The organism is Bartonella sp. MU37NMGALS, from assembly GCF_042194015.1.
In the GTDB taxonomy this organism is placed as follows: domain Bacteria; phylum Pseudomonadota; class Alphaproteobacteria; order Rhizobiales; family Rhizobiaceae; genus Bartonella; species Bartonella grahamii.
On the sequence record NZ_JBHIML010000001.1, the window covers coordinates 183309 to 205953 of the forward strand.

Consider the following 22645-nt stretch of genomic DNA (forward strand, 5'->3'; position numbering starts at 1 on the left):
TCAAGTGCTGATAAAATAAATATTTCTTAGTGCTCATCACATCCATTTCATATCACCACCTATGAATGATTAAATACTCCTCATAGTAAAAATCCATTGGACATCCCCCTCTTTATGCTCATACAAAGTGCAAACCGCTATCATTATTCTTTTTATCCGTTTTCACTTTCAAAATCCTTATCTTTGAAATGGTTCATACGAGACTTTTTTTCTCTCTGTAATCATTTTTCCTCACACGGATTTCCCCACTTGTAATGTGTAAGGCTATAATTTTGATTGATGTAATAAGAACAGGTTTGAAATAACCTTACAATATTCAGAGCTCTTGTTTCACATGACGAATAATGAATTATTATTATAAATCAATTTTTTCTAATAATACATGACGATCCATTAAAAATCCGCTTTCAACCCATATCATTTCTAACTCTTTAAGCTTTTTTCCTAAAAGCACACCTTTAGCAAAACCTTTCTTTATTAAATCGTTACCATTAATGGGAAAAGTTGGAATCTGCCATTTTTTGGCAAGTTGATGAAGCTTGACATAATCCTCTGCTTTTTGCAAAGCATCACTTTTTTCCAGATTATCGAGATGTGATGCAGCGACAGACAACGATAATTGATCTAAAACTGGCTGTCGTCCATGAAAATAAATAAGTTTTTGCACAAAATGATCAGAACTGTTTTGGTTTATTATTTCTAACTCTGCCCATTCTTTTAATCGCGTTCTTTCTTTATGGGAAAAATGCAAGCGCTGTGCCATTTCATGAAGACGTATGGGGTCAGGAGGAAGAAGGCTTTCTAGCCGTAACAATGGATCAACTTTCCAACCAAGAGCGTGTTCTGTCTTCACCAATGCGTGAATTGCATCAATACCCCATCGTTCTGTTTCAGGAAAAATGAGTGCCAAAATTCTGCTTTGTCGCATCCATAACAGAGCACGCGTTGGATCAAACGCCGTAAGAAGCTTTTTCATTTCTGCCCAAATACGTTCAGAAGAAAGTTTTTTTAAACCGTCTTTTAAACGAACACATGCCTTCAATCCTTGTACATCAGGTCGCCCTGCTCCATACCATGCAAAAAAGCGAAAAAAACGTAAAATACGCAAATAATCTTCGCAAATACGATCTTCTGCAATCCCAATAAAACGAACTGTTCGGCTAGCAATATCACTCAAACCTCCCACATCATCATAAAGATTGCCAGCAGCATCACAATAAAGCGCATTTATCGTAAAATCCCGCCGTTCAGCATCTTTTTTCCAATCACGACCAAATGCCACTTTTGCATGACGACCATCTGTTTCAATATCGCAGCGAAGCGTTGTAACCTCATAGGAACATGAATGAGCAACTACTGTTATTGTACCAAAAGTAATCCCTGTAGGAATAGCTTTAAATCCTGCTTCTTCTACACGTGCAATAACCTGTTGCGGCAAACAGGTTGTTGCAATATCAATATCACTAATAGGCTGCCCTAGCAGTTGATTGCGCACTGCTCCCCCTACAATACGCGCCTCTTCTCCCTCCAAAGACAAAACACGAAGAAGTGTTTGGATATCCCTTTGTTGTAACCACGCAACCTGTTTGAAGTCATGTCTTATGTTCACCCTTTAACCTTTCAAAAAAGTTGTCTTCATTGCTTTAAAGAACTCTCTTCATACAACAAAATTTTTAAGACATCCCTTATAAAACACGTCTATTCCTTCCAAAAAAACTTTTCTCTTCTTGTATACGAATATGAAAAAATGGCATATGATACTTCATTTCTTCTCATTTTCTGTTACAAACAATAAGATATCCATTATCATGCAGAGAAAATTACCATTTTTGCGACAAACGCCTTAAGGAAGAAATATGAGTCAACATGATCCATCATCCAATTCTGTAAAAAAGGTCAATATCAATCATGATGCTCAAGTCATTATTGATGATATTGATACAGCACACAAAGAATTGGATATTTTACAACAAGAAATTGACAAAGTTATTTTTGGGCAAAGTCAGGTAATCGAATATGCTTTAATCGCTATTTTTGCTGGTGGTCACGCCCTTCTTGTCGGTGCTCCAGGACTTGCAAAAACACGTCTTGTTGAAACATTGGGAACAGTCTTAGGGCTTGACGAAAAACGCATCCAATTTACTCCTGACTTAATGCCATCGGATATTATTGGTTCTGAAATTATGGATTCCGATAAAGACGGTAAACGTTCTTTTCGATACATTCAAGGTCCTATTTTCACGCAACTTCTCATGGCCGATGAAATCAATCGTGCTTCTCCACGGACACAGTCAGCCCTTTTACAAGCTATGCAAGAATATCATGTTACTGTTGCAGGTAACCGTTATGATTTGCCACAACCTTTTCATGTTCTTGCAACGCAAAATCCTCTCGAACAAGAAGGAACCTATCCACTTCCTGAAGCGCAACTAGATCGCTTTTTGATGCAAATCGATATTGACTATCCTGACCTCACAACAGAGCGACGGATCATTTTAGAAACAACAAAAGAAAAGAAATCAAATGCAAAACCAATTTTATCTGCCAAAAAATTGCAAAAAATTCAAAATATCGTTCGCAAAATGCCTCTTTCAGAAAATGTGATCGAAGCTATTTTAAAAATTGTCCGCTCAACTCGCCCTCATAAAGACAATAGCCTTGCTAATACTTATGTTTCTTGGGGACCTGGTCCACGGGCATCACAAGCCCTTTCACTTTGTGTTCGCGCCCGTGCTCTTTATTATGGACGCTTAGCCCCCTCACTTGATGATGTTGAAGCATTGGCCTATCCCGTATTACAACACCGCATGGCTCTTAATTTTTCTGCCCGTGCTGAAGATATAACCGTAAAAGATATTATCAATAATCTTGTGAAAGATGCTCTTTGAATGGCTATTGGCAAAAAAGTTTTACAAAAGCCTCCATTGTCGCTGGCAAATGAACTCCATAAGGATATTGGCAAAATGCCATATTTCCTTTTACAAGCGCGTCATATCGCTAATACACTGATAACCGGATGGCATGGACAACGTAAACGCGGTAATGGGGAAAACTTTTGGCAATTTCGTCCCTATATGGAAGGAGAATCCATTACCCGCATTGATTGGCGTCGCTCAGCGCGTGATGAAAATACGTATCTCCGCGAACACGAATGGCAAATGACACAAATCGTTTGGCTCTGTCCCGATCAGAGCGCATCAATGCATTACTGTTCGCGCTTTTCTAAAATCTCTAAAGGTAATCATGCCATTATTCTTACCCTTACCCTAGCATCACTTCTTGCTCGCAGTGGCGAACATATTGCTATTCCAAACTTAATGTCCCCCACAATGACATCAAATGTCGTAGAGCGAATAGCCTTTGCTTTAGAAAATCATTCAGATGAAAATTCATTTCCGGATTTTTCAACGATTACACGCTTTTCACATGTCGTTATAATGAGTGATTTTCTCGACTATCCTGAAAAAATCATCCAACATTTAACTGTTTTAACTACAAAACAGGTGACAGCTCATTTAATTGAAATTTCTGATCCCGCAGAAGAAAGCTTTCCCTACACAGGCCACACAGAATTTTTTGATCCTGAAACGAAAGAGAAACATGTTTCCACAAAAGCAGAAGATCTTCGTAAGAACTATTGTAAACTATATCACGCAAGGCGACAAGAATTGGCAAATTTTTGCGCACGCCAAGGATGGTCTTATCATGTTAGTACAACGGATCAACCTTTAACAGAGACCATTTTTTATCTTGCAAATACAATGGGCGGCTCTCCATTGCAAAAAAGGGGGGCGCTTTGAGTTTTTCTGCTCCCTTTCTGTTACTAGGGCTTTTGTGCCTACCGGTCATTTGGTGGCTGTTGCGGATAACTCCTCCATCTCCGCGTAAAGAGCTTTTCCCTCCGTTACGCTTCTTACCCAAACCGACTCATCAGCAGGAAACAGCAAAACATACACCTTGGTGGTTGCTCTTGTTGCGTTTAACCATAGCGGCACTTGTTATCATAGCTTTAGCACGCCCCACGTGGAATCAAAAACCAATCAGCTTTTCGGGATCTCAACCCCTTGCACTCATTATTGATAATGGTTGGGCTTCTGTAAAAGAATGGAAAAAGCGCATCTCTATCGCTGAAATGCTCCTTACACAGGCAGAAAAACAGCAAAAAAATATTTACCTTGTTGCAACGGCTGAAAATGATATCTCCAATATAGAGCCCCAACCAGCTAAGATTATAAAACAGCATTTAATGCATTTGCAACCGCGTCCTTGGTCTGTCAACCGTGTGCATGTCTTAAAAAAACTCAGAAAAATAACCAAAGGAAAACCTCTTGATATTGCTTATTTAAGTGATGGATTACAAACAAATGAAGATGAGCAAACTTTTGCTTTGCTTGAAGAATTAAAACCTGAAAAATTCTTATGGTATTTGGCGGATATTTCCGATTTAATCGGTATAACATCCGTAGAAAATAATGATGGAAGTATGGTCGCGCGTATTATCCGCTCAACAACACACGGCAAAACTTCCGCTACACTCAACCTCTACGATTCAAACAATCAACTTCTCGGTCAATTTACGAAAAATTTTTCTGAAGGAGAAACAACAGCTCTTGTCCCTTTTGATGTACCACTTGAACTACGCAATGACATCGCTTGGATAAAAATGAATAATCAAAACCATGCTGCTGCAACTTTCTTGGTAGACAGCCATAATAGGATAAGCCGTGTTGCTCTTCTATCACCCGATACCAATGAAATGGCACAGCCTTTACTTTCTCCATTTTATTACATTATCAAAGCATTACAGGAATATACACAGCTTATAACCGCCGGTGGAAGAGAGCTTTCAACGGATATTGATTATTTGCTTAAACAAAATCCATCTGTTTTCATTATGAGCGACATGGTTAACATGCCTGAAAAAGCAGAAAAAAAACTTTCTGATTTTGTGAATAAAGGGGGAACACTCATCCGCTTTGCAGGAGAAAAACTCAGTAGTGCAGAACATTATGATAGTCTCCTTCCGATACCGCTGCGTCAGGGTCAACGTTTCCTTGGAAGTATTATGTCTTGGACGAAACCACAAAAGCTTGCTCCTTTTGCAAAAAATAGTTTTTTCTTTGATCTCCCTTTTCCAGAAGATGTCTCTGTCTCGCGCCAAATCCTCGCAGAACCAGCCCCAGATCTTTTTGAAAAAACGTGGCTTAGCCTTGCGGATGGAACCCCTCTTATTACCGCAGCAAAACGTGGTAAAGGAACCCTCATTCTCATTCATGTTGCTCCTGACCCAACATGGTCTAATCTTCCTCTTTCTGGCTTTTTTGCACAAATGTTGCAAAAACTAATCACATTAGGGTCTCACGAAAACACCAACCTAACACATAGAGAAAAAAGAACAATGGTACAAAACCCGTGGCGAACCATAGCCGCTGACGGACAATTACAAGTACCGCCCTCTCATGTTGTTCCACTGGTCTTTGACTCTCAAAATCCACCCCATCCTTCCTATAATACTCCCCCAGGACTTTATGGTGTCAAAAGCGATTTTTATGCACTCAATCTCTTAACTCATTCGTCGCACTTGATGAAACAATCATCATTGCCAACTTCTCTTAATAAAAGCCCTTTATCTTACGATACAAAAGAAAAAAATCTTATCGGTCCACTTTTAGGATTAGCCATCTTATTATTCGCCTTTGACAATTTTCTCATTTTATGGATGGGAGATATTTTTTCTTTCATGAAACGGCGTAATATATTTCTCCTCCCTTTTATAAGTCTTATTGCCTTGTTTTCATATGATCCAACACTTCATGCACAAACGAAAGAAAATCATCATGATAGTGTACAAGCTGCTGGTGCAACACATCTTGCCTATGTTATAACCAATAATCATGAAATTGATACAACGAGTAAAAGTGGTCTAGAAGCGTTAAGTCAATTTATCGCAGAACGTACAATGCTTACCCCAGGCTCTGTTACAGCACTTGATCTCGATAAAGATGAACTCTCTTTTTATCCTCTTATTTACTGGCCAATTGATGTTAAGAGTCCTATACCTACCCCCAAAATTCTTGAAAAAATAAATAACTTTATGAAACATGGGGGAACAATTTTATTTGACACACGCGATCAGATAAAGAGTAATCTTAATCTTGAAGGAGATGCCACTCCAGAAACGCAACGATTACGAGATATCTTAAAAGAGTTAAATATTCCATCCATTGAGCCAGCATCAACGGATCATGTTGTTGCACGTTCTTTTTATATTATGCCAGATTTTCCTGGTCTCTACCGTGGTTCACCTTTATGGATTGAATCCTCATCAACAAACAAAAAAAATAAAAATTCTCTTGCTAGCGGTGATAATGTAAGTTCTCTTCTCATCACCGCCAATAACTTTGCCGGTGCTTGGGCACTCGATGAAAAAGGGACATGGAAATATCCCCTTGTTCCCAATGATCCAATGCAACGTCTATGGGCATTTCGTGCAGGTTTAAATATTGTCCTTTATGTTCTTACAGGAAACTATAAAGCGGACCAAGTTCATGTTCCAGCACTCTTGGAACGCTTTAAAAGAGAAAGAAGGCAATGATATCATTTTTCACTTTTCAGCCTTTTTTACCACTCATTTGGATTCTGTTCTTAAGTGGAATATCAATGCTTTTTGTCGTTGTTGGTCTTGTTACTCAACGTCAAGGTTCTTTATTTCGTCTGATGGCATTAAGCGCCCTCATCCTTGCTTTGCTCAATCCAATGATCATAAAAGAACAGCGCGAACCACTGAAAAGCACAGTGGGAATTGTTATTGACCGCAGCAAAAGCCAAACATTTGGAACACGTACAAACGACAGTGATGAAGCGCGCGCGCAATTAACGCAAGCATTAGCGCATTATCCACAATTTGAACCACGCTTTATTGAAGCTGGAAAACTTGCTGATAATCAGTATGCGCCCTCAACGAATTTGTTTGAGGCTTTAACACAAGCAGTATCTGATGTACCGCCCTCTCGTTATGCAGGAACCATTTTTATCACCGATGGACAAGTGCATGACATTCCTGACCTATCAGACCTTCATCATGAAGCCCCTCTCAATACCCTGATTACAGGGCACTCAGATGAATTTGATCGCCAAATCAAGTTTATTTCTCCTCCACGCTTTGCCCTTGTCAACAAACCACAAACGCTCTCCATTTTGGTAGAAGATAAAGGGCCAGCCCAAAAAACAATACCGCAGAAAGCAAATATTACACTAAGCGTCAATGGACAAGACATTGGCCATTATTCTGTGACTCCTGGCGTGATTTTTCAAACTGAAATTACCCTTCCTCATGCTGAAAAAAATATTATCCAAGTGATAACCGATCCACACAAAGGTGAACTAAGCTTTGAAAACAACCGCGCCATAACAATCATTGAAGGAATCAGAGAAAATTTACGCGTTCTTCTTATTTCAGGTGCTCCTTATAATGGAGAACGGACATGGCGAGACCTTTTGAAAGGTGACTCCAATATTGATCTTGTTCACTTTACTATTTTACGTCCTCCCACCAAAGCAGATAATACGCCCTTAAGCCAATTATCCTTGGTGGTCTTTCCGACAAGAAAACTCTTTGTTGAAGAGATTAATAACTTTGATCTCATCATCCTTGATGGCTACCAGCACTCTGCTGCTCTACCCTTAATCTATTATGATTATATCGCCCAATATGTACAAAAGGGGGGTGCATTGCTGATGGTAACAGGACCTGAATTTACAAAAAACAACTCACTTGCGAAAACACCTTTAATAAGCATTCTACCGGCATTGCCCAATGGAACTATTATTGAAAAGCCTTTTCGCCCCACATTAACCAAAGAAGGTGAGCGCCATCCTGTCACAAGGGGACTTGCAACACTTAACCTTCCAGCTTCTCAATGGGGGCAATGGTTGCGACAAATTGCTATTCAAAACATAAATAACGGAATCGCCCTCATGAAAGGAGCCGATGAACAACCACTTTTACTTCTCGCGCATGTTGATAAAGGACGTGTAGGCATGTTGCTCTCCGATGAAAGTTGGCTTTGGGCACGAGGTTTCGAAGGCGGCGGTCCTTATGCAACTCTTTATCGTCGTATTGCCCATTGGCTCATGAAAGAACCAGAGCTTGAGGAAGAAAAATTAAGTGCAACTAGCAGCCATCATCATTTAACAATTCGCCGCCAAACTCTAAAAGACCATCCAGAACCCGCTGAAATAACCTTTCCTTCTGGAAAAAAAGAAAATATCACTCTCACCAAAGAGCAAGAAGGTCTCTTCAGCGCAACCGGGACCACTGATGAAACAGGAATTTTTACCATTAAAAATGGCGATTTAACAATACTTTCTTCTGTAGGGATACTCGATAATCTTGAATTGTTTGACTTAATTTCAACACAAGAAAAACTAGCTCCCATTATTAAGCACACCGGTGGTTACATCGGACGGTTACACCCTGAGGGAAAAGAAAACATTCATCTTCCTCCATTCAAGCTGATTCAATCAAAAATAAACCCGTCTTCTTCCCCAGCACATTCAATTGTTCTGAAAGAAGCGACAGAAACCCGTTTAATTAATACCTTTTATTTTTCGATATTTTCTGGTTTCTTGGCGCTGCTTGCTTGCCTTTTACTGTTGAGCAGCATGTGGTATCGTGAAAGCCGTTGAAAAATCTGAAATTTCATATAATAGTCTTAAAATTCAGCTTATTTTTTTGTGTATTTTCTTGTCTTTTACAATTAGATAAAAACATTGATCTATAATGATAATTTATCATTATTGTCATATTGAGTTATTATTCCCTGTAGGGTTTTTCTTTTTTGTAATACTTTCTATATTAAATTAATTAAAATCACTCGCTTGCACATCATTAAAAGAGATCTGTATGAATAAACACCATTGAAGAAAAGAGTAAAGTACCTCTTATGAATCCTCTTAAAGCAAGGATTTTCACAAAATTGGGAGGGAATAGTATGATGGTTTTACTTTGCACCTTGTATAAATGTAAAATGGTGGCGCATAATAAGCCTTATAAACGAGACTTTTCATAGAATTGAGAACTTTCGTGAAATGCGATCAAGCGCACTGGGAAATATCTCTTCAAAACAAATATATGAATGTACAACACAATGATATTTTATTTGGGATCTTCTTCTTGAATCGTTCTGTTTTGCGTGAAAAAATCTCCCGTTAAAAGCAATACATGGCAGCCAAAAACCGTAAAAATTCCTGATAAATACAATACATTCTTTTGCATTTTATACTGAATAATTAGATTTTTTATGATAATGTGTGGTCGTATGAAAGCTGTTTAAAAGTCTTAAAACTTTATGACCATCATTTTAAAGTCTATCCCATCATAGAAAAAACATATCGGCTACCAAGAATGATATGTTGTATTATGTTGTTCTTTTCATAAAAAATACAATACAGCGTTAATTCTTAAAAGAATTTTCTCATATTTTCAACAAGCTATTTTTCATTTTACAATCCTTCTTGCCTTTAAGTATCAACTTATCTTATGCTTATTATCTAAATCATTTTTAATACTCTACGAGCTTTTATGTTTTATCTTGCCCATATATCGGATGTACATCTTTCCCCTCTCCCGCAACCTTCCCTTTTTGAACTTTCTGGAAAGCGTCTTACCGGTTATCTGAATTGGCAAAGAAAACGTAAGAGTCAAATGGTAACAAATGTCCTAGAAACTTTAATAGATGTCTTGAACAAAAAAAAACCTGATCATCTTGTGATCTCTGGTGATCTTGTTAATCTTGCTCTAGATAAGGAATTTGAACAAGCACATCGTTGGCTACTTAACTTAGGACAACCTCAAGATATTTCCTTGACATTTGGAAATCATGACGCCTATGTCCGCGGTGCTTTCCAAAAAGCATGTACTCTTTTTAAACCTTGGATCACAGGTGATGTCCCTCAAAAAAGCGCCTTTCTTTTTCCTTATATGCGCATTCGCAAAAATGTCGCCATCATAGCAACTTCTTCAGCCATCGCGACACCACCTTTTCAAGCTTCTGGTTATTTTGGTAAAATGCAAGCGCAAACTTTACCGCTCTTTTTAAAGGAAGCAGCACAGCGTAACCTTTTTCGTGTCGTCATGATTCACCATCCCCCCTTTCCCAAGGCAACATCTTGGCATAAAAAACTACGAGATATAAAACGTTTTCTAGACGTTATCAAATATCACGGTTGCGAACTTATTCTTCACGGACATACTCATTTACCCACATTGAATTACATTGAAGGACCAATTAAAAAAATTCCTATTGTTGGTGTTCCTTCCGCATCACAAGCTTTTGGTGATAAAAAACCACCCGCAGGCTTTAATTTATTTTCCATTGAACACTTACAAAATCAATGGCACTGCCAATTGCAACGTTATAGCATTATCAACCCTCAAAACGAGATTGCATGTATTGAAACAATTAATCTTTAAACACCTTCATAGTTGCCAAAACAACCAAAAACGAAAATATTTTTATTTCATATCCCTTTGGAAATCATAATTCTTATTTCCCTTTTTCTCCTTAAAAGACAAAGTTTCACTTTCTCTGTCGATAAATTAATTTCTCTCAGAGAATTCTATCTGCTACCCCTCTTATATGACTGGCTTTACAAGCTCATCGGTCTATTTCCTTCCCGTCCTAAAGGACGAAAACTTCTACCACACCTGATCTATAAATAATCCAGATTCTTGTCGCACAGATTCCACCTGCTAATTGTGCATGTGATTGACTTCACAAAGTTCTACACACAAATCATGCCTTGAATTTTATCATACACTCCTCCAAAAGCATCTAATGCGCAAAATCCTTATACCACTACAGTGATGTATCTTCTATAGAATAATAGAGAACCTCATTCAGATTCTATACCTGAAAATCAATAACTAAAGTATATAATTTCAATAACCAAACATACTTGTAGTTCATGAACAAATGATGTTGATTGATTTATCGTCAATACAGATTTATCGTAAATATATTTGAAATAATCCCCTACTATTTCATTCGACATTTATTATCGTACATTTAAAAGATTTATAAAAATAATAGATTCTATTTCTATAATAGGCATAGTTAATAATGTTTTTTATGTCTCGATAAATTCATAATTTGCTATCTATTTTTTCCTATAAATCACTTTATAATAATCTTTATAGATATTTTATTAATATAAATTATTATTATTAAGTTTTATTGCGGATGTAGTTTTACGTGCTTTAACGATTTTTTGTTATTAAATAAATATCTTACGACAATGAAAAACAGAAACGTCGATTGTATGAGAGGTATTTCAAATAAAACAAAACGCAATTAAGTTGCCAATTCATGTGTTTGTTTTAAAAAAGCATCTTTTAAAGCACCCAAATCCATTTCCCACAGCACCTATGAATAATGTAATGATAAGTTCATTTAGCAGCACCATCTTTACGTTTATGAAAAAGCCAGCTAGTATCAAAATCTCACACTTTGCCAAGTCCCAATGCAGCGACAGCCTTTGGCACTTGAGAAGGTTCATAAGGAGTATTTTTATTCTTTCTTTCATGTTTTTTATCTCACGGCTCTCCCTCCTTTTGACGTGCAAAAGACATGGTTTTCACTGGTTCAACATGGTATAGGTTTAAAATGAGAAAATCTTATGATACTTGGGTCTCTCACTCAACATGAAAAAGTAAATTATATTTATAAATAAACGTATTGTTCGAATAAAATAGTAACTCTTTTGAGTGAAGGATATTTCACTGCACATATCTAAAAAATAAAAGCCTCATTCTAAAATGAGACTTTTGAATTTTTAATTCGGCAAAAACTAAAATTTATAAGCTACACCCACGCGGAAATCGTTTGTCTTGTAGCCCATTTCAAATTTATCATGCACGAACTTCTTCTTACCAAAATCTGAATAACGGTATTCTGCACGCACAATAACATTATCAGCCATTGCAAAATCAACACCACCTCCGAGGGTATAACCAATCATGGTCTTTTTTTCATCATGCAACCAATCAGAAAAATTAACTGCTCTGTTGTTGCTGTCAGCAACTAACCCAAAAATATTCTGAAGTTGCGTATAAGCAATCCCTCCAGAAACATAAGGCATTACACGCTCAATCGCAAAACCAACTCTCACCCGCGTAGCACCAGCCCATTTTTGTTTTAAAGTATGACGTACAGCTTCAATAGGTATTGTCGAATCCTCCTCATGAGAATCTCTTGTTAGATTTGCTTCTTCTGAAGAATCTTCTTCAGTTTGACTTTTTTTGGGTCGATTAATATCTTTTGTACCCTTTTTATCAGACCACATAATATCCGTATCAATACCTATAATAAAACCATTATCGATATCAATATTGGAACCTGCATAAACTCCCCCTATAAAACCAGAAAGTTTAGGTAAATCCTCCTTTCCAATTGGATTCCATATCCCCGTCTCATCTTTTAAATAACTTGCAGTTGTTTTACCTGAAAAGCTACCAATCTGTCCTCCAAGATAAAATCCTGTCCAAGAAAAAGCAGGAGCTGCAATAACAGGAACGGGCTGTTCAGGAGTAACCATATCCGCCGCCTGTACTACAGAAATTGAAATTAAAGAAAAGATAGATGTTGAGACTAAATACTTTGTAATCATAATTGCTCCCCTAAAAGCTAATGTGATACATAAATAATAGTAAATAGTTTCACAGTTTTTTTTAAAAATCTATAGCAAAAATGACACAGTTATAAAAAAATAAAATTAGTTTTAATAAATAATATTATAAAGAAATTTAAATATGCTTTATATTTCCATTAATTATTACATATTATTTTTTATGTCTTCATATTAATCATTATTATCCATAATTATACAAATAATTATAATGTCAATTTTTTGAAAAAATGAGATATGTCATCAATAAAGCTTTTTATCATATTGATTTCAATATTTTGGTATTATTAGTGTAATGAGACATAATCTCTATAAGTTTTTATATAAATCTGTACGATAAAAACACTCTTGCATATATTTTTGTGTTGAATATCCCTTAATTCATAAATGTATCTGATATACCGCTGCTTAATAAATGACCCATATGCTTTTATCATACACATGAGATAAGGCTCATAAAGAATATCATTCACAAAACTCGTCACTCATCGCTCTTTGTATAAAGAATGACACATCTAACAGAAATTTTTTTTCATCATACTTGATAAACCAGTAGAGAACTTCACTCTAACCCTCTCAAGTGTGTAATGAAATAAAAGACAAAAATTAATATATAAAAACGGAATTAATAATTTTTATTATTCTTATAAAATTATTTTAATGTTTCATGATTTTTGTAAAAACTGAACAGACCAATTGCCCAGTTTCTGCAATTAGTTTTTCAACACGAAGCAAATCAGGTTCCCCAACACTATTTAACAAAAGGTCACTTAATCCAGGTGGCATATCATTGGGATCAAGAGAATCATTTAAGCAAAGCCGTATAATTTGACTCAAATTTGTATAAAGATGATAGGCATAATGTAAATCAGCAATACATGACTGATTAAGAAAACTGTCTGGTAAGTGATCTAAAATATCAGCTGTTGTTGCTCCAATTTGAAACTCAATGACATGCGTAATAAGAGAAAATTGAGCAATAAACTCCAAATCCATAATGCCACCAGACATCGTTTTTAAATCCCATTGATTTTTTGGCGGCTTTTCTTTTGCAATCAAGGAACGCATTTCACATACTTCTTTTGCAACTTCCTTCTTATCACGAGAAATAGCAATAATTGCACACACTTCATTTTCTAGCTTTTGTAAAAAATCAGGATCTCCTGCAATGCCTCGAGCCCTTGTTAAAGCAAGATATTCCCATATCCATGCTTCTTGGCGATAATACTTTTTAAAAAATGGAAAAGAAACAGCAACAGGTCCTTTATTGCCTAACGGCCGTAACCTTAAATCAACGACATAAAGAACACCTTGGCTTGTAAGAGTGGATAAAGCAGAAATGAGGCGCTGTGCTAAACGCGTATAATATTGAGAGATATAAAGAGGCTTTTCTCCATCAGATATTTCTGCATCATCATCGTGTTCATAAAGCAAAACGAGGTCAACATCGGAATCTGCTGTTAATTCGCGACTTCCAAGCTTCCCCATACCCAATATGCCAACACGCCCCCCTTTAATACTACCATGAAGACGAGAAAATTCCTCTTGAACGGCAGCAAATGTTTTTGTAATCATAAGATCAGCAAGCGCAGTAAAAGCAAAACCCGCTCTTTCTCCTGTAATTGCACCATTCAAAATTCGAATACCAATTAAAAAACGTTGTTCATCTGCAAAAATTCTTAAATGGTCGAGAATTTCCTCATAAGAAAGAATATTTTCAAGAAAATATTCAAGCCGTTTTTCTAAATACGCTTTTGTTGGTAATTCTGAAAGAATATTCGGATCTAACATTCCATCAAAAACATGGGATCTGCGTGTAATAATTTCTGCAAGACGTGGAGCAGCACCCATAATAAGGACAAGCATATCCAAAAGAGAGGGATTAGACTGTAAAAGACTAAAAAGCTGAATTCCTGAAGGTAAGCCCTGTAAAAAACTATCAAAACGCAACATCGCCTCATCAGCTCGTTTTGTCCCACCAAAAGCTTTCAAAAGAGCTGGTGTTAATTCCGTTAATCTCTCGCGTGCTTCGGCTGATTGCGTTGCTTTATAACGACCACAATGGAGAGTGCGCATAATACGACAAATATCACTTGCTCTTTCAAAGCCTAAACGGCTTAACGTTATTAATGTCTCCGGATCATCTTCTTCACCTGTAAAAACTAAATTACCAATTTCTAAACCAAGTTCTTGCTCATTCTCAAACAGTGCTGCATAATGTTTTTCAACAACCTGAAGTGTTTTTAATAAATCACGGATAAAACTGTTACTGTCTTGATAACCCATTAAATAGGCAACACTCGTGAATTGAGCAATATCATTTGGAAGAAGGTGTGTTTGTTCATCGAAAAGCATCTGAATCCGATGTTCCACATTTCGAAGAAAAGCATAACTTTTTATAAGACTATTTCTTGTTTTCTCACTAATCCAACCAAGCGTGTGAAGTTCTGCTAACATTGCAACTGTCTGACGTCCACGTAATTGAGGAAAACGCCCACCGGCAATAAGCTGTTGTGTCTGAACAAAAAACTCAATCTCACGAATACCACCACGACCTAACTTTATATTATGCCCATAAGCTGCAATTTGACCGTAATTTTTATGCGCATGAATTTGACGTTTGATCGAATGAATATCAGCAATAGCAGCGTAATCTAAATATTTCCGCCACACATAGGGAAAAAGCTCTTTAAGAAAGTTAAAACCTGCCCTCTTATCGCCAGCAACTGGACGTGCTTTAATCATGGCTGCTCGTTCCCAATTTTGTCCACGCCCTTCGTAATACCGCAAGGCAGTCCTTACTGGTAAGGCCAAAGGGGTTGATCCTGGATCTGGACGAAGCCGAAAATCAAGACGAAAAACATATCCTTCCGCAGTGCGTTCTTGAATGATACGGATTAATCGGCGTACCATTTTAGAAAATACGTCAACACTTTCAGAAAGATTACCAATATGAGGTGATGTTTCATCAATGAAAACAATAAGATCAATATCAGAAGAATAATTAAGTTCCCCTGCTCCTAATTTTCCCATCCCTAAAATAATTAAACCACAGTCTTTTTCTGGATTCTCACGGCTTAATAAATTGATCTTACCATGATCATGCGCTTCTCTTAATAGAAAACGCAGCGCTACACTTAATGCTGCTTCGCCCAAACGTGTCAACCAAGCACATGAAACTTCGTAAGTAAAAACACCACTCAAATCAGCTAAAGCAATGAGAACATGCGCTTCTCTTTTTTTGCGCCTTAAAGCAGCCATTAATGAAGTTTCATTTATAGATTCATCCTTATCAATAGCCGTAATATCATCTATAATTTCGCTCAGCCTTGTTTCTATATCAACATTTAATAAAGCACTAAGATATGATGGATTGGCAATTAAAACCTCACGCAAAAAAGGAGATAAGGTCATAACTGAACTGATAAAATCAATCTGCGTTCCACTCTCTAAGATAAGGGAAATAAGAGATTCTAAACCTTCTTCCCTTGCTTGTTCTTCCATGTCTTTTAACCATTGGGAACCACTTTTATCGAGAGGGCATAAAGGGAGAAGCTGTGTTTTTAAAAAAGCTTGTTTCGTCTGCGCTCCCTTGAAAAGCATTTTGCCTTCCTTTCTATTGCTTTATACTTTTAAAATAGTTGTTACGTATGAAAAGAGAAAAGTGAAGAAAAATATCTTTAACGAAATAACAAAACAGCCCTAAGCCCTGGATTTGCATTTTCAAGTAACAACTCACCCCCGTGAAGCTTCATAACTGCTTTTGCTATACTTAAACCAATCCCAAACCCAGGTTGTGTGCGGCTTTCTTCAAGACGAACAAATCGTTCTGTCACTTTTTCACGTTTATCCTCTGCTATTCCTGGTCCATTATCGCTCACAACAACTAATAAATGTTCATCACGATATTCCATTGATAAGCAAACCTCCGCTTTCCTTTCACCTTTAGACGCATATTTAATGGCATTATCTATAAGGTTAAAAATTGATTGTGCAACAAGCTCACGATTCAACTTAAGCTCTTTATCAAATATATTCCCCAACCGAAGTAAAACACCTGACTCTTCAGCAAAAGGTTCGTAAATCTCAACAGCATCTTCAAGGATCAGTTTCATATTCATCATTTCAAGATGCTCAATTGCATTGCTGGCCTCAATACGTGAAATCATTAAAATCGCATTGAACGTACAAATAAGTTGATCTGATTCTGCAATAACCCTATCAAGGACCTGACGATATTCAAGCTTTGTCTTATTTCCTGAAAGCGCCTCTTCAGCGCGATTTCTAAGACGCGTTAACGGCGTTTTCAGATCATGAGCAATGTTATCTGATACTTGACGTAAACCAATATTTAACTCTTCAATGCGGTCTAACATAACATTAAGATTAGCTGACAATCGATCAAACTCATCCCCTACTCCAGAGACAGGTAAACGCCCACTGAAATCACCATCCATCAAGCGCTGTGATGCAGCCGTTACATGATCAATCCTTTGTAAAGCTCTCCTGCCAACAAAAAACCATATGAGTAAAGCGCCTCCAACCATTGCAGCAAGTGCAATGACCACAGCTTTACGAATAACCACTGCAAAACGTTCTGGCTCATCCAAATCGCGTCCTATAAGAATCTTCATAGCATTAGGTAAATCAACAATAACCGCCAAAGCGCGATGTTCACTTGTTTTGCCATGTTCTCCAAAACGGGAGTATAAAAAAGAGGTAGAAATAAAACCACTCTGATTCAAAAGACCTAATTCAATACGTGCTACATTTCCTGCTAAAATACGCCCCATAGAATCCGTGACAAGATAAAGAAATGCTCCTGGTTGTCTTGAACGATAATCAATAGTGCGCATTAATAAGGATAATCCCCCATAATTATAAGCATTTTCAATATACTTTAATTCTTCATGTAAAGCTTGTTCAGTTTGCTCTGTTAACAATGAAGCAGAAAATTCCGTCATATAAATAGAAAGTCCTGCTGCCACCAATCCAAACAATAAAATGTAAAGTGCTGAAAGCCTTAGCGCCGTCGTGCGCATTATATTAATCACACGACTCATGCTTTGTTATCTGGTGCTTTCAGCATATATCCAGCTCCACGCACGGTATGGAGAAGGGGAACATCAAAATCTTTTTCAATTTTGGCTCTCAAACGGGAGATATGGACATCAATGACATTCGTTTGTGGATCAAAATGGTAATCCCAAACATTTTCCAAAAGCATAGTGCGTGTAACAACCTGCCCCGCATAGCGCATCAAATATTCAAGTAAACGAAACTCTCGTGGTTGCAATAGAATGTTTCTATCACCCCGTTTTACCGTATGTGCTAGCCGATCAAGCTCAAGATTACCTACACAATAAACAGTTTCTGCTTCTTTAGGATTTTTCCGCCGTTGTAAAACTTCAACACGCGCAAGAAGTTCAGAAAAAGCATAAGGCTTTGTCAAATAATCATCTCCCCCTGCACGCAACCCCGTTACACGATCATTGACTTGCCCTAAAGCAGACAGAATAAGAACCGGTGTTTCATTGCCTTTAGCGCGCAATTCAGCAATAATAGAAAGACCATCACGATGCAAAAGCATTCGGTCAATAACCATAACGTCATAACTTTCCGTGGTCGCTAAAGTGTATCCCGTATCCCCATCATAAGCAACATCAACAGAATGCCCTACTTCCAAAAAAGCTTTTTCGAGATAATGCCCCGTCTCATGATCATCTTCAATAACGAGTATCTTCATAAAACGTATCTCCATTACTTTATTATGTTGTAGGACAAATGTTTATTAAATATTTGTCCTACAACTAAAGCCTTATTTTTTGAAAATTGGAAGAGCGACAAAACGATTTTGATCATTTGTTCGCACTTGTAAGAGTATAGCCTTTCGTCCTAACTGCTGAGCATTTTTGATTGTGTTAATAATATCGGAGACTTTTTTAACCGGTTTATTATTTACTGTCACAATGATATCACCAGGGCGTATCCCTTTATCTGCAGCATCTGAATCAGCATCGACATCCGTTACGACAACCCCTACACCATCATCAGAAGGCATAACAATCAGACCATAATCTTCCAATGTTTCATCTAAATCACCCTGTCCATTTGAATATTTTGAAGTTTCTTTCTTACTTTCATCTTCAGACATTGAAGCGAGCTTAACCTTGATACTCTCCTCCTTACCTGATCTCCAAATCCCTATAGTTACCGTTTCTCCTGGTTTAATATTTGCAATACGTTTGGCCAGCTCACGCGCATCAGCAACCTTTTCATTATTCACTGAAATAATTACATCACCCGCTTTAATACCAGCTTTTTCTGCCGGTCCTTTTAACGGATCAGTAACTAACGCACCTTTGGCTTCTTTCAAACCTATTGAATCGGAAATCTCCTTTGTTACCGGCTGAATCTGAACACCTAACCAACCACGTTGAACTGAACCTTTTTCAATAAGTTGTTGTACAACCTGTTTTACAGTTGCTGCCGGAATAGCAAAAGCAATCCCAACATTTCCTCCAGAAGGAGAAAAAATTGCTGTATTAACCCCAACAACCTTTCCATTAAGATCAAACGTTGGACCACCAGAGTTCCCTCTATTAACAGCAGCATCAATCTGAATAAAATCATCGTACACACCAGTGCCAATATCACGTCCACGTGCAGAAACAATACCTGCTGTCACAGTTCCACCAAGGCCAAAAGGATTCCCAATGGCAACAACCCAATCTCCAACACGAAGCTTTGAATCATCACCAAAATCAACATAGGAAAATTTTCTTTTATCACTCACTTTTAATACGGCAAGGTCGGTTTTGGGGTCTTTCCCAATGAGCTTTGCATTCAATTCTGTACCATCATCAAGAACAACAGTATAACTTGTTCCGTCAGAAATCACATGATCATTGGTCACAATGTAACCATCAGACGAAATAAAAAAACCTGATCCAAAAGCAACTGGACGGAGTCTCTGCGACTGGTGGGGAAATTTATTTTTAGGTTTATCAAAATCATAAAACTCTTTAAAAAATCTTTTCAAAGGATGTTGGTCTGGTAATTGATCAAACCCTGGACCACTAAAAAAGTTGCTAAAGAACCTATCCTCTTTCTTTTTATTGCTTTTTACTTGTACTGCTACAACTGCTGGTTTCACTTGAGCAACAATATCGGCAAATCCCTGTTGTTGAATTAACGAGGTAAATACAGAACTTGCATGAGCCTTTGTCATCCACAAGCTTGATGTACACCCACTAAAAAACAATGCACTTTCCAATATCGCAGAAAAACTCACTGCGACAAATGTTTTAAAGAAAGCCTTTTTAACCATTTACTCTATGCTCCTATTCAATCATACCTTTATTCCAATTTCGATCACTTATAAAATACCAGACCTTACCATTTTCTGTCTAAATTATTAAAGTTTTGTAAGGTTTCGGTATCCCCTAATATAATTACAATAAGATTGTATGCTCATTCGCAGATGATCTGATTTTTTTCTTTTATATAACATCTTTTTTAATGCAACAGCATTTTTGACTATTCTTTTTCATTCAGATAACTCATTATTTTATCATGATTATTTCGTTTAAAGTGGAAAAATACGATACTTGCACCAATGATGATAATGATCAAAGGCGAAAACCATAAAAACCAAGTTATTTTATTCAACGGTGGTTTCAAGAGAATAAATTCACCATATCGCTCAACAAGAAAGTCAGTGACTTGCTGATTACTATAGCCCATTTTTAGCCTTTCCCGAATTAAAAGCCGTAAATCACGTGCTAAAGCAGCATCTGAATCATCAATTGATTGATTTTGACAAACCGGACAACGTAAATGCGATGAAATATGGCGTGCTCGCGCTTCAAGAATCTTATCCTTTAAAATCTCATCCGGCTCTACTGCTATTGCTAATTGAAAAGGAAACGTTGCAATTAAAAAAAATACAATCCAAAGAATTTTTTTCATCTCAATGTCTTTTCCAAAAATTTAAAGCAGGCATTACCCTATTGTACATACCAATGCGAAACCAATACCCCAGAAGAGAAAGACATCCCCCCATAGCCATCATGAATGCCCCTAACCAAATACATATTACATAAGGCTTCCACCATACATGCACAACAAGACCCCGATTATCGATATGTCCTGGTACAATATATAGCTGCGATAAGCCATGATTTTTCAGACCAACTTCTGTTGTTGATGTATTTTGGCTCGAGTAAAATCGCTTTGAGGCTGTTACATGACCCACAATGTTTTTATTTTCATATATTTTAAAATAAAACTCCATTGCCGAATAATTCGAACCAACATCATCATACACTGCATCAAAATGAAGCGTTTTATCCGCTATCGTCACCCTATCCCCTACGTTCATGATTAAAATACGTTCTTGCCCAAAACTTGCCACACAAACAATACCAAATAATGTAACACCTAATCCCATATGTGCTATTGCTGCACCAAAAGTAGACCATGGCAATCCAAGAAATCTCTTAACGCGTACTGAAAAAGCTCTCTTGCCATATCCACTCTTTCCCCATAGATCCGCTAAACTGCCTAAAAAAACAAACGCTGAAAGCCCAATCCCTAAAACTGCAAAAATATCACGCACAGATGTCGCATAAAATATTACAAAACAGACGATACCAACCAATACAAAAACAAACCATAACCGTTCAAAAACTGCAAGAAAATCACCGCGTTTCCATGCCATCATTGTCCCAAACGGAACAAACAACAACAGCAAAACCATTAGCGGTCCACAGGTAAGGTTAAAAAAAGCAGCCCCTACAGAAATTTTTTGTCCTGTTAATATCTCAATAAAATAAGGATAAAGCGTACCAATCAATACTGTTGCTGTTATTGTTGTTAGTAACAAGTTATTTAAAACAATAAACCCTTCACGTGAAATTGGTTGAAAAAAATTTCCTGTTTTTAAAATAGGGGTGCGCAAAGCAAAAAGAAGAAAAGCCGCTCCTGTAAAAAACAATAAAAGTGCAAGAATTGCTTGCCCCCGTGCTGGATCAACAGCAAAACTATGAACAGAAACTAAAAGCCCCGAACGCACAAGAAAAGTTCCCATCAGAGAAAGGGAAAAAGTAAGCAGCGCTAAAAACAAAGTCCAACTTTTCAATATTTCTCGTTTTTCGAGAACAAGAGCAGAATGTAAAAGAGCCGTTCCTGAAAGCCAAGGCATAAACGAAACATTTTCAACAGGATCCCAAAACCAATACCCCCCCCATCCTAGCTCATAATAAGCCCAATAGGAGCCAACCATAATACCCAATGTCAAAAAACACCAAGAAAGTAAAAGCCACGGACGAATCCCACGCGCCCAAATTCTATCAACACGTCCCATAATCAATGCCGCAACGGCAAAAGAAAAACAAAGTGAAAAACCGACATAACCTAAATAAAGTAGCGGTGGATGAATTGCTAATGCGATATCTTGTAAAAGAGGACTGAGACCATTTCCCTGTAATGCTGGTGGATTCACACGTAAAAATGGGTTGGATACAAAAAGAATAAATAAAAGAAAAGCAGTTGTAATCCAACTTTGGCAAATTAAAACAAGCGTCTTAAAATCTTCTGGCAAATGTTGGCTAAAAAAGGCCATCAATGCGCTAAAAAAAGCAAGACTTAAAACCCATAACAACATAGAGCCTTCGTGGTTGCCCCAAACACCGGTAATTTTATAGAGCATCGGTTTTTCTGAATGAGAATTCTCAACAACGTTCAAAACAGAAAAATCAGATACGACATAAGCATAAATTATCACTAAAAAAGATAAAAGTAGTAATGTAAAAGTGATATATGCTAGAGGAACAGCTGTTTGCATTAACAAACGCTCTCTCCACCAAACACCTAAAGCAGGTAAGAACGCCCCTAATAAGCTTACTGAAAATGCTGCAGCTAAAAAAATATGACCCAGTTCGACAAGCACAATCGA

The 22645-nt window shown here is 37.2% G+C and carries 13 protein-coding genes; 5 read left to right on the top strand and 8 right to left on the bottom strand.

All coding sequences use genetic code 11. The features are described from left to right. Positions 1-355 precede the first annotated feature (355 nt). The gene (locus tag ACFIJP_RS00775; RefSeq protein ID WP_375625084.1) at positions 356-1609 is read right to left on the bottom strand and encodes a CCA tRNA nucleotidyltransferase; all 1254 of its coding nucleotides are present in this window, start codon (positions 1607-1609) and stop codon (positions 356-358) included. A 247-nt stretch (positions 1610-1856) separates the two neighbouring features. Here ACFIJP_RS00775 and ACFIJP_RS00780 point away from each other — a divergent pair, with 247 nt between their 5' ends. The 5 genes from ACFIJP_RS00780 (at position 1857) to ACFIJP_RS00800 (ending at position 10474) form a co-directional block, all read left to right on the top strand. Continuing rightward, positions 1857-2888 carry an AAA family ATPase gene (locus ACFIJP_RS00780; protein ID WP_375625085.1) on the top strand — a complete coding sequence of 344 codons (1032 nt, stop codon included), beginning with the start codon at positions 1857-1859 and terminating at the stop codon, positions 2886-2888. Continuing rightward, on the top strand, positions 2889-3800 hold the full coding sequence (locus ACFIJP_RS00785) for a DUF58 domain-containing protein (protein ID WP_375625086.1): 912 nt from the start codon (positions 2889-2891) through the stop codon (positions 3798-3800). It begins immediately after the preceding gene. Beyond that, positions 3797-6595 carry a DUF4159 domain-containing protein gene (locus ACFIJP_RS00790; protein WP_375625087.1) on the top strand — a complete coding sequence of 933 codons (2799 nt, stop codon included), beginning with the start codon at positions 3797-3799 and terminating at the stop codon, positions 6593-6595. Before ACFIJP_RS00785 ends, ACFIJP_RS00790 begins: the two co-directional genes overlap by 4 nt. Next, a complete protein-coding gene (locus tag ACFIJP_RS00795) occupies positions 6592-8688 on the top strand; it encodes a glutamine amidotransferase (protein WP_375625088.1) in 2097 nt (698 codons plus the stop codon). Before ACFIJP_RS00790 ends, ACFIJP_RS00795 begins: the two co-directional genes overlap by 4 nt. Before the next feature lie 895 nt (positions 8689-9583). Next, positions 9584-10474, top strand: coding sequence for a metallophosphoesterase family protein (locus ACFIJP_RS00800; RefSeq protein WP_375625089.1), 891 nt, complete (start codon positions 9584-9586; stop codon positions 10472-10474). A gap of 1376 nt (positions 10475-11850) precedes the next feature. Here ACFIJP_RS00800 and ACFIJP_RS00805 read toward each other — a convergent pair. The 7 genes from ACFIJP_RS00805 to ACFIJP_RS00835 all read right to left on the bottom strand — a co-directional run bounded on the left by ACFIJP_RS00805 (position 11851) and on the right by ACFIJP_RS00835 (position 22639). Then, positions 11851-12669: an outer membrane protein gene (locus tag ACFIJP_RS00805; RefSeq protein WP_375625090.1), complete on the bottom strand. Its 819-nt coding sequence runs from the start codon at positions 12667-12669 to the stop codon at positions 11851-11853. A 675-nt stretch (positions 12670-13344) separates the two neighbouring features. Then, entirely contained in the window at positions 13345-16290 is a 2946-nt protein-coding gene (locus ACFIJP_RS00810) for a bifunctional [glutamine synthetase] adenylyltransferase/[glutamine synthetase]-adenylyl-L-tyrosine phosphorylase (RefSeq protein WP_375625091.1), read from the bottom strand. Positions 16291-16367: 77 nt separating this feature from the next. Beyond that, positions 16368-17750, bottom strand: coding sequence for an ATP-binding protein (locus ACFIJP_RS00815; RefSeq protein WP_375625092.1), 1383 nt, complete (start codon positions 17748-17750; stop codon positions 16368-16370). Next, positions 17747-18433 (bottom strand): winged helix-turn-helix domain-containing protein, encoded by a 687-nt coding sequence (locus ACFIJP_RS00820; RefSeq protein WP_375625093.1) that lies wholly within the window; start codon positions 18431-18433, stop codon positions 17747-17749. The genes ACFIJP_RS00815 and ACFIJP_RS00820 overlap by 4 nt, the downstream gene beginning before the upstream one ends. Positions 18434-18505: 72 nt before the next feature. Beyond that, the gene (locus ACFIJP_RS00825) at positions 18506-20017 is read right to left on the bottom strand and encodes a Do family serine endopeptidase (RefSeq protein ID WP_375625094.1); all 1512 of its coding nucleotides are present in this window, start codon (positions 20015-20017) and stop codon (positions 18506-18508) included. Positions 20018-20226: 209 nt separating this feature from the next. Beyond that, positions 20227-20658, bottom strand: a complete 432-nt coding sequence (locus ACFIJP_RS00830; RefSeq protein WP_375625095.1) for a cytochrome c-type biogenesis protein CcmH — start codon at positions 20656-20658, stop codon at positions 20227-20229. 1 nt (position 20659) lies between these two features. Then, a complete protein-coding gene (locus ACFIJP_RS00835; protein WP_375625096.1) occupies positions 20660-22639 on the bottom strand; it encodes a heme lyase CcmF/NrfE family subunit in 1980 nt (659 codons plus the stop codon). Positions 22640-22645 lie beyond the last annotated feature (6 nt).